Source organism: Mesorhizobium sp. M7A.F.Ca.AU.001.01.1.1 (assembly GCF_004022735.1).
In the GTDB taxonomy this organism is placed as follows: Bacteria; Pseudomonadota; Alphaproteobacteria; order Rhizobiales; family Rhizobiaceae; genus Mesorhizobium; species Mesorhizobium ciceri.
Genome location: NZ_RZPF01000245.1, coordinates 1 through 8113, shown reverse-complemented (window position 1 = coordinate 8113; position 8113 = coordinate 1). Strand labels below are relative to the sequence as shown.

Genomic DNA, 8113 nt, shown 5'->3' with positions numbered 1-8113 from the left:
GAGCCGGCCCCGTCCCCGGGCCGGCTCCGCCATTTCTGGCTATGGCCGTTCGAAAACCTTCTTCAACCCCGCCTTGAAGCGCTTGCCGTTGGCGACATAATGCGCCGCCGAGCCGCGCAACCTTGCCACGGCCGCGTCGTCCAGCACCCTGATCGCCTTGGCGGGCGAGCCGACGATCAGCGAATTGTCCGGGAATTCCTTGCCCTCGGTAACCAGCGCACCGGCGCCGACCAGGCAATTCCTGCCGATTTTCGCGCCGTTCAGCACGATGGCGCCCATGCCGATCAGGCTGTTGTCGCCGATCGTGCAGCCATGCAGCAAGGCGCGGTGGCCGATCGTGCAGCCTTCGCCGATCGTCAGCGGGAAACCGGGATCGGTGTGCATGACCGTATGTTCCTGCACGTTGGTGTCGGCACCGATGACGATGGGCTCATTGTCGCCCCGGATGACGGCGCCGAACCAGAAGCCGGCATTGCGTCCGACCCTGACGTCGCCGATCAGCGTCGCATCGGGCGCGATCCAGTTCGAGTCCGCATCGGCGAAGCTGGGCTCTGTTCCATCGATCGCATAAAGCGGCATTCCTGGTCTCCGAATCGTCTCAAGCTGGCAGCTCGGACCCTAGGAGACGGACCGACCATGAGGCAATGGCAAGCACGACGACGCCCAGCGCCAAGGTCCACGCAATTGCCGTGCAGCCGCAGGACATCAGCGCCAACGTTGAAATGCGGCGCTGACGCCGGGCATCGATGGCGTCGTTGACCAGCATGAACGGTCCCGCACAGGCCGTGGCGAGCAGCGAGCGCAAGACATGTGACGGCGACACATAGGGTTCGGTGAAGGCGACCTTGCGGCCCGACACCAGTTCCATGGCCGATCCGGCCAGCCCGCAGGCCGTCAACCCGACGGCAAAAGCAAAGAGTGTGAGTTCCAGCGGTCCCATCTTAACTTTCCGTTTACCATGAAATTGCACAGTCGTTCCATGCAGGCTGCAAGAGCCATGCCGTGCGATGTGTGCCGCCCGGGGACACTGCAGGCGGACGGGCGGCCCGAGATCCGAGGACTGAGATGAAGCAGGCAGCGCTCGCCAACGAACTCACCGTGGTCGATTCCAGGCTGATGAAGCGGGTGCTCTACGGGTTCGCGGTGCTCGCCCTGTTGTCGGTGGCGATCAGCCTTGCCGGCAAATGGTTCGGCCATTCGATCGCCATGGCCGGATACACCGACGACGCAACAGCCCACCAGGTGGTGATCGGCAACAATGTCATCACGGTCCCGGCCAATGCCATCCGTTTCGCCCAGGCCCGGCGCGACGGCATCGCCTCGCGGCTCGACCTCTATCTGCGCTATCCCCAGATGGACGGCTACAGCGAGGCCGCGCGAGATGATTTCAACCATACGGGAACAGCCAAAAGCATCGTCTTCCTGTCCTTCGAACAGCAGATGATGTCGCGTGACATGAGCGGCCGCTTCGCGCCGATCTACAGCGCGCTGATCATCCGACCCGGCACTGCCGGGCCTGGCGGCACGATGATTTATGGTTTCAACGAGAAATCAGGCTATCTGAACGAGGTGCTGGTTGTCGGCAATCGCCCCGGCAAGGAGCCGTTCGTGGCCCGTTGCCTGAGCGGGCCGAGTGCCGACCAATCGCTGGCGCCCTGCGAGCGCGACATCCAGGTCGGCGACGAACTCAGCCTCACCTATCGCTTCCCAAGGGAGTTTCTGGGCGATTGGCAGGCGCTCGACGCGGCAATCGCCACCGAAGCCGGGCGCGTTCTGAAGGCGGGACGTTAAGAACGCTTCAAGGGAACCGGCTGGCCGGCCGCATGAGCCGGCCGACCGCAAGATTTGCTGGCTCAGGCCAGATCGATGTCGAGAATCGCCATCGAAAAATTGTAGTCGCCGTCGTCCTCGTCCTTGAAGACGATGCCGAGGAATTCGTCGCCGACATAGACCTCGGCCGAATCGTCCTTGCGCGGCCGCGCCTTGACCTCAAGCTTGGGGTTTTGGAAGACGCGCTTGAAATAGGCGTCCAGCTTTCTGATTTCGTCCGGCTTCAACAGTCTTCTCCGATCATCGGGCTTGCTCGTTCGAACGCGCTTCTGGCACGTCGACAATGGCGATGTAAAGGCAAGCGGCCTGATTAAGGTCTGTTGATATTCACGTGAGGCCGGCCTGCAAATGGCGGTTTCCTGCGCTTCCCCGTTCTACCGCGTCGCGGTAGAACTGTGCTCACGTACCCAAACGTACGCTCCGCTCCGGTTCTCGGAACCCACCATTTCGGCTCGGCCTGACCTGAATCTCAAAAGACCTTGGGCGAGAACAATCGCCCATGTCTGCCCACGGCCTCAGGCAGCGGACATATGACAATCAGATGTCGAAACTGACGACCTGATCCATCGTCTGCGACGGCAAAAGCTGGTCCATCTGGCGCGACGGCTGATCGCAGCCGGTCTCGCCGACGACGCGGGCCGGCACGCCGGCAACCGTCTTGTTGTGCGGCACAGGCGACAGCACCACCGAGCCGGCCGCGATCTTCGAGCAATGGCCGATTTCGATGTTGCCGAGTATCTTGGCGCCGGCGCCGATCAGCACGCCGTAGCGGATCTTGGGGTGGCGGTCGCCGCCGGCCTTGCCGGTGCCGCCCAGCGTCACGCCATGCAGGATCGACACGTCATCCTCGATGACCGCGGTCTCGCCGACCACGAGGCCGGTTGCGTGGTCGATGAAGATGCCCTTGCCAATGCGGGCGGCCGGGTTGATGTCGGTCTGGAAGACCGAGGACGAGCGGCTCTGCAGATAGAGCGCGAAATCCTTGCGCCCCTGGTTCCACAGCCAATGCGCCAGCCGATGCGTCTGGATGGCGTGGAACCCCTTGAAATAGAGCACCGGCATGATGAAGCGGTCGCAAGCCGGATCGCGATCGTAATAGGCCTGGATGTCGACACGCACCGTCGTCGGCCACTCCTTGTCGTCGGCCAGCATGGACTTGAAGGTCTGGCGGATGAGATCGGAGCCGATGTCCTGGTGCGCCAGCCGCTCGGCCAGCCGATGAATGACTGCTTCTTCCAGGCTGTCCTGGTTGAGGATGGTCGAATAGAGGAATGCAGCGAGCAGCGGGTCGCGGTTGACAGCCTCCATGGCCTCGTCGCGGATCGAACGCCAGATCGGATCGACCGGCTTCAATGCGCTGTGTCGGGAAATGCTGATGCTGTTCATCGCCGTCTCGTCCTGCGTCCTGCCTGGCTTGCCTGTTGTGCTTGCCTGCTGCCCGGCCGCACATATAAGCCAGATCATAGCACGATTGAACTCAATTTTCCTTAGTGCTTTGTCAAATGGATTTGGTTCGCGGGAATTCAAGCAGCCATGGAAAACGAACCCTTGATCGACGACGCGCTGAAAAGCGAGCTCTCAGGGCTCTACCGGGCACAGGGCCGCCACTACCACAACCTTGCCCATATCGAGGCGATGCTGGCGCTGGCTGGCGACTATCGAAGGTTGCTGGCCGATCCCGAGGCGATCGAAGCGGCGATCTGGTTCCACGATGCCGTCTATGACAGCAGGGCCAAGGACAATGAGGCGCAAAGTGCCGCCCTTGCCGAAAAAAAGCTGGCGGGCCGCACAGATCCTTCACGTCTCGACCGCATCTCGGCAATGATTGTCGCCACCGCCACGCACCAGGTGCCGCCGTTCGACGGCGCGACGGCCACACGGGACGCAAGTCTTTTCCTGGATATGGACCTGTCGATCCTGGGTGCCGCGCCGGACGCCTTCGACGCCTATGAGCGCGCCGTGCGGCGCGAGTACCACTGGGTGGAGGAGCTGATGTGGCGAGCCGGACGCAGTGCGGTCTTGAAGAGTTTCCTCGCCCGCCCGCATATCTTCCACACGCAAGAGTTTCGCCAGCGCTTCGAACCGCAGGCCCGGGAAAACATTGCGCGATCGCTGGCGGCCCTTGCAAACGGCTAAGGACAATCAGGATAGGCGCCTATCACGATGCCAAGCAGCCTCGTCCCCGACTACGGCACTGCTTCTCGCTGCCCGGGCCCTCCGCTCAGAGCGGATTTTCGGCATAGAACTCCAGCACGCGCTGCTTGAAGGTCTTGTCCCCGACGGCAAGCATATGATCGCGGCCCTCGATGTGGAAGGCCCTGGCGTTCGGCATCAACGCTGCAAGCTCATCGGGCGAGCCGCCTATGTCGTCGGTGGTGCCGACTGCGACCAGCGTCGGCTGGGCGATGCGGGCAACATCCTGCTCGCTCAGCAATTCGCGCGATTTGGCGATGCAAGCCGCCAAGGCACGGCGATCGCTGCGGGTCTGGTCGGCGAAGGCGCGAAACGACCGGCCGCGCGGATGGCTGGTCGCGGCCGGATCTTCGGCAAGCAGCGCGTCGGCAATCGGATCCCAATCGCCGACACCGTCGATCATGCCGATGCCGAGGCCGCCGAAGACCAGCGTCACCACCTTGTCCGGATCGGACAGCGCCATGAACGCCGCGATGCGCGCGCCCATGGAATAACCCATGACGTGGGCGCGCTCGATGCCGAGATGGTCGAGCAAGGCAGTGGCATCGGAGGCCATCTTGACCGGCGTATAGTCGGCCTCATCATAGCTCTTGGACGACGCGCCGTGGCCGCGATTGTCAAAGGTGATGGCGCGGTAACCGGCATCGTTCAGCGTCTTGAACCAGCCGGGCGACACCCAGTTGACATAGTGGCTCGAAGCGAAGCCGTGGATCATCAGCACCGGATCGCCCTCGCCCGATTCCGGCTGGCGCTCGAGGAAAGCAAGATCGAAGCCGTCATGGGTGAAAAACTGCATCAGCGACCCCGCTTGCGCACTCAACCGCCACCGCCATTGGGTGCATCGCCATTGTCGGCGGGCGGCATGCCGGGGCCGGACACCGTGCCCACCGCCGGATGGCGCAAAAGGTCGCCATACTCGATGCCGTTCCTGGCGGCAGTGCCGGCCTTGAGCTCAAGCACGAAGCGCACCGGTACACCAGGCGAAATGACGGCGTCTGATTGCGGCTCGCCGTGCTTGACCGCCCGGATCTTGCCGTCCTGGCCGACAAAAATCAGATCAAGCGGCATCGGGGTGTTGTGCATCCAGAAGCCAACCTGCTGCTGGACCTCGAAGACAAACAGCATGCCGTGGTTGTCCGCCATGTCCTGGCGATACATCAAGCCAGCCTCGCGCTCCGCGGCGGTGTCGGCGACTTCGATGGAGAAAGAGCGATCACCGCCTTTCGTCACCACGACCAATGGCGCCGGATCGGCCGGAAGGATCATTGCCCGGCTGTCCGCCGAGGTTGGCTTTTCGGAATAGAAGTAACCACCGGCGGCGGCGACGAAGGCAATCGCGCACATCGCGCCCGCGGTCAGCCAGTTCCTGTAAGCCATTCGAGATCCTCGGCCGGAAACGCCCTAGTGCGAGACCGGCAAGGTCCCCATATCGGGGTGAATTTCGGCGGCCATAAGGCCTTTGTCGCCGCGCCCGAAACGAACCAGCACGACCTGTCCGGGCCGAAGCTCGGTGATACCGTAACGGCGCAAGGTCTCCATATGGACAAAGATGTCCTCGGTACCCTCGCCGCGGGTGAGAAAACCAAACCCCTTGGTGCGGTTGAACCATTTTACCAAGGCGCGTTCGAGACCGCTCTCCGGCGTCACCGCGACATGGGTGCGCTGCTCCTGCATCTCGGCCGGGTGGACCGCGGTGGTGACATCCATGGAGAGCACACGGAAGGCCTGCAATCCGCGCTCGCCATGCTTGACGAGGCAGACCACGCGTGCGCCTTCCAGCGCCGTCTGAAAGCCGTCTCTTCGAAGACATGTCACATGAAGGAGGATGTCGCCCGAGATGCCGTCATCCGGGAGGATGAAACCATAACCCTTGGCCACATCGAACCACTTGATGGCGCCGGCTACTTCGAGCAGATCAGAAGCGTCGCCGCCTTCGTCACGCTGCAAGGCGTCGCCAAGGGTTCCGTCCCGCCCCATGAAAGAGGCCTTTTCCCCCATAAGAATGCCCCCTCTTTTCAAGAACACCGCAACTGATTCTTGCCAACAGATTAACACTGCGGCTTCCGGTGTGTGCAAGACCTGCCGTGCCTTTTTTCACGGTTCATTGGGGCAATACCGGATTTGTTCTTTGCCGGCATTGCGCACCGCCGCACGATTGCCCTTTGACAGGGCCGACCCTATGTTGCGCCGCAACGCAATTTATCGAGGAAATCACATGCGCTATCTGCACACTATGATCCGCGTCGCCGACGTCGATGCCTCGCTCGACTTCTACTGCAATAAGCTCGGCCTCAAGGAAGTGCGCCGCTACGAAAACGAGCAGGGCCGCTTCACGCTGATCTTCCTCGCCGCACCGGAAGACGAGGAGAGCGGCATCAATGAAAAGGCACCGCTGGTCGAACTGACCTACAATTGGGATCCCGAAGACTACAAGGGCGGGCGCAATTTCGGCCACCTCGCTTATGAGGTCGACGACATCTACGCCACCTGCCAGCATCTGATGGACAATGGCGTCATCATCAACCGGCCGCCGCGCGACGGCAACATGGCTTTCGTCAAGTCGCCGGACGGCATCTCGATCGAGCTTTTGCAGAAAGGCCCGGCCAAGGCCAAGGCCGAGCCTTGGGCTTCGATGGCGAACACCGGAAGCTGGTAGCCGATCACGCTGTCTTGAGCGGACAATGCCAGGCTGACGGCCCCGCTACCGTTTGGTTTTTCAGGGGCGGCGCCTATCTGTCTGGCTGAGGCGCCAGGCTTGGCCGGCGCCCAGCCATGCAAAAGGGCGCTTGCCCAGGAGAATTCATGCCGACCAGCCATGCCGACGTCGCCACCGAACATGCCAGCCGCTACCTGCAGCAGTTGTGCAAGCACTGGGCACACAAATTCCCGGTCGAGTTCGATCCCACCCATGGCACCATCGATCTCTCAATGGGCCGTACCGTCATGGCTGCCGATGCCGCAGCGCTGCATGTCACGGTGTCGACTGACGAAGCAGGATCGATCGAGCGCCTGGAAAGCGTTGTCGCCGATCACATCAAGCGCTTTGCTTTCCGCGAAGAACTGACCTTCGACTGGAAACCAACTTCCGCCTAGCCAGCCAACTACTTCTCACCGGCGTGTGCGGCCATCTCCAGCAGCGCCTGCACCGAGCGCCAATTGCGCGCGGTACCCGGCACTTTCAGCGTGCGCGGGATCAGCCCGGCAAACACCGATTTGCCCAGCCCATTCGGTGCGCTGAGGTAGAGCACATCGCCCTTGATCTCGAAGCGTTCGGGGCCGGTGCACTTTTCGGTCAGCCGCGCCACCTCATCGGCGGTCGGCTCGCGTTCCAGCACATAGGCGTGCAGCTTCGTGTGGTCCGCGGCAATTTCCGGATAGGGATTTTCGCGCACCAGCTTCTCGAACCAGGAGAGATCGCGCACCATGATGCGCGAATGGAACCCCCATTTCGTCTCGAAGGCTGCTTCGAGCAGGTTCGCCAGTGCCGCCGCGTCGCCTTTCTTCGCCCGGAACACGGCATTGCCGCTCTGCACGTAGGTGGCGACGTCGGAAAAGCCGAGGCCCTCGAAGAACGACCGCAGCTCCGCCATCTTGACGATGCGGTTGCCGCCGACATTGATGCCGGAAAACAGCGCGACGAAGATTTTTCCCGGATCAACCATTCGATCGCTCATATGATGAACCCGGCCAGTGTCTCGTTGTCGGTGATGTCCTGATACTGAACGCCCTCGGCCTCGAACTTCGCCTTGAGCAGATCGAAATTGCGACGGTCCCTGGTTTCGATGCCGATCAGCACCGAACCAAAATTGCGCGCCGATTTCTTCAGATATTCGAAACGGGCGATGTCGTCGTCGGGTCCGAGCAGTTCGAGGAAATCGCGCAGCGCGCCCGGCCGCTGCGGAAAACGGATGATGAAGTATTTCTTCAGACCCTCGAAGCGCAACGCCCGTTCCTTGACGTCCGGCAGCCGCTCGAAATCGAAATTGCCGCCCGAAACCACGGCAACGATCGTCTTGCCCCTGATCTCCTTCTTGGAGAAATCCTTGAGCGCATCGATCGCCAGCGCGCCGGCCGGCTCCAGCACGACGCC

The 8113-nt window shown here is 62.0% G+C and carries 12 protein-coding genes and 1 pseudogene; 4 read left to right on the top strand and 9 right to left on the bottom strand.

Annotated elements, in window-relative coordinates; translation table 11 throughout:
• Positions 1-39: 39 nt before the first annotated feature.
• Positions 40-579, bottom strand: a complete 540-nt coding sequence (locus EN884_RS16660) for a gamma carbonic anhydrase family protein (RefSeq protein WP_024503875.1) — start codon at positions 577-579, stop codon at positions 40-42.
• Positions 580-598: 19 nt separating this feature from the next.
• On the bottom strand, positions 599-940 hold the full coding sequence (locus tag EN884_RS16655; RefSeq protein ID WP_063168099.1) for a hypothetical protein: 342 nt from the start codon (positions 938-940) through the stop codon (positions 599-601).
• A 125-nt stretch (positions 941-1065) separates the two neighbouring features.
• Between EN884_RS16655 and EN884_RS16650 the strand changes: the two genes are divergently transcribed.
• On the top strand, positions 1066-1791 hold the full coding sequence (locus EN884_RS16650) for a hypothetical protein (protein WP_063168100.1): 726 nt from the start codon (positions 1066-1068) through the stop codon (positions 1789-1791).
• Between the two features lie 62 nt (positions 1792-1853).
• Here the strand turns inward: EN884_RS16650 and EN884_RS16645 are convergent, their stop codons facing one another.
• Together EN884_RS16645 and cysE are read right to left on the bottom strand one after the other, a co-directional pair.
• Positions 1854-2057, bottom strand: coding sequence for a DUF3126 family protein (locus tag EN884_RS16645; RefSeq protein ID WP_013531334.1), 204 nt, complete (start codon positions 2055-2057; stop codon positions 1854-1856).
• 310 nt (positions 2058-2367) lie between these two features.
• A complete protein-coding gene (gene cysE / locus EN884_RS16640; protein ID WP_013531333.1) occupies positions 2368-3216 on the bottom strand; it encodes a serine O-acetyltransferase in 849 nt (282 codons plus the stop codon).
• Between the two features lie 147 nt (positions 3217-3363).
• Here cysE and EN884_RS16635 point away from each other — a divergent pair, with 147 nt between their 5' ends.
• Positions 3364-3966: a hypothetical protein gene (locus tag EN884_RS16635; RefSeq protein WP_063168101.1), complete on the top strand. Its 603-nt coding sequence runs from the start codon at positions 3364-3366 to the stop codon at positions 3964-3966.
• 85 nt (positions 3967-4051) lie between these two features.
• On the opposite strand, the gene EN884_RS16630 is transcribed toward EN884_RS16635, so the two are convergent.
• The 3 genes from EN884_RS16630 to EN884_RS16620 are packed head-to-tail and all read right to left on the bottom strand — an operon-like array spanning position 4052 to position 6000.
• Positions 4052-4819 carry an alpha/beta hydrolase gene (locus EN884_RS16630; RefSeq protein ID WP_063168102.1) on the bottom strand — a complete coding sequence of 256 codons (768 nt, stop codon included), beginning with the start codon at positions 4817-4819 and terminating at the stop codon, positions 4052-4054.
• A 20-nt stretch (positions 4820-4839) separates the two neighbouring features.
• Positions 4840-5400 carry a DUF192 domain-containing protein gene (locus tag EN884_RS16625; RefSeq protein ID WP_013531330.1) on the bottom strand — a complete coding sequence of 187 codons (561 nt, stop codon included), beginning with the start codon at positions 5398-5400 and terminating at the stop codon, positions 4840-4842.
• A 24-nt stretch (positions 5401-5424) separates the two neighbouring features.
• The gene (locus EN884_RS16620; RefSeq protein WP_174564974.1) at positions 5425-6000 is read right to left on the bottom strand and encodes a cold-shock protein; all 576 of its coding nucleotides are present in this window, start codon (positions 5998-6000) and stop codon (positions 5425-5427) included.
• 238 nt (positions 6001-6238) lie between these two features.
• On the opposite strand from EN884_RS16620, the gene gloA reads away from it, so the two are divergent.
• Complete coding sequence (gloA, locus tag EN884_RS16615) at positions 6239-6679, top strand: lactoylglutathione lyase (RefSeq protein WP_013531328.1); 441 nt, start codon at positions 6239-6241, stop codon at positions 6677-6679.
• Positions 6680-6825: 146 nt separating this feature from the next.
• Positions 6826-7116, top strand: a complete 291-nt coding sequence (locus EN884_RS16610) for a DUF2218 domain-containing protein (protein ID WP_027160411.1) — start codon at positions 6826-6828, stop codon at positions 7114-7116.
• Positions 7117-7124: 8 nt separating this feature from the next.
• Here the strand turns inward: EN884_RS16610 and EN884_RS16605 are convergent, their stop codons facing one another.
• Together EN884_RS16605 and EN884_RS16600 are read right to left on the bottom strand one after the other, a co-directional pair.
• Complete coding sequence (locus EN884_RS16605; protein ID WP_024503867.1) at positions 7125-7685, bottom strand: DUF1697 domain-containing protein; 561 nt, start codon at positions 7683-7685, stop codon at positions 7125-7127.
• 8 nt (positions 7686-7693) lie between these two features.
• Positions 7694-8113, bottom strand: a pseudogene (locus EN884_RS16600) (threonine dehydratase); the annotation flags it as partial.

Excerpts from the sequence above, each read along its gene's own strand:
- EN884_RS16660 (WP_024503875.1), bottom strand. The coding sequence starts at position 579 with ATGCCGCTTTATGCGATCGATGGAACAGAGCCCAGCTTCGCCGATGCG.
- EN884_RS16655 (WP_063168099.1), bottom strand. The coding sequence starts at position 940 with ATGGGACCGCTGGAACTCACACTCTTTGCTTTTGCCGTCGGGTTGACG.
- EN884_RS16650 (WP_063168100.1), top strand. The coding sequence starts at position 1,066 with ATGAAGCAGGCAGCGCTCGCCAACGAACTCACCGTGGTCGATTCCAGG.
- cysE (WP_013531333.1), bottom strand. The coding sequence starts at position 3,216 with ATGAACAGCATCAGCATTTCCCGACACAGCGCATTGAAGCCGGTCGAT.
- EN884_RS16635 (WP_063168101.1), top strand. The coding sequence starts at position 3,364 with ATGGAAAACGAACCCTTGATCGACGACGCGCTGAAAAGCGAGCTCTCA.
- EN884_RS16630 (WP_063168102.1), bottom strand. The coding sequence starts at position 4,819 with ATGCAGTTTTTCACCCATGACGGCTTCGATCTTGCTTTCCTCGAGCGC.
- EN884_RS16625 (WP_013531330.1), bottom strand. The coding sequence starts at position 5,400 with ATGGCTTACAGGAACTGGCTGACCGCGGGCGCGATGTGCGCGATTGCC.
- EN884_RS16620 (WP_174564974.1), bottom strand. The coding sequence starts at position 6,000 with ATGGGGCGGGACGGAACCCTTGGCGACGCCTTGCAGCGTGACGAAGGC.
- gloA (WP_013531328.1), top strand. The coding sequence starts at position 6,239 with ATGCGCTATCTGCACACTATGATCCGCGTCGCCGACGTCGATGCCTCG.
- EN884_RS16610 (WP_027160411.1), top strand. The coding sequence starts at position 6,826 with ATGCCGACCAGCCATGCCGACGTCGCCACCGAACATGCCAGCCGCTAC.
- EN884_RS16605 (WP_024503867.1), bottom strand. The coding sequence starts at position 7,685 with ATGGTTGATCCGGGAAAAATCTTCGTCGCGCTGTTTTCCGGCATCAAT.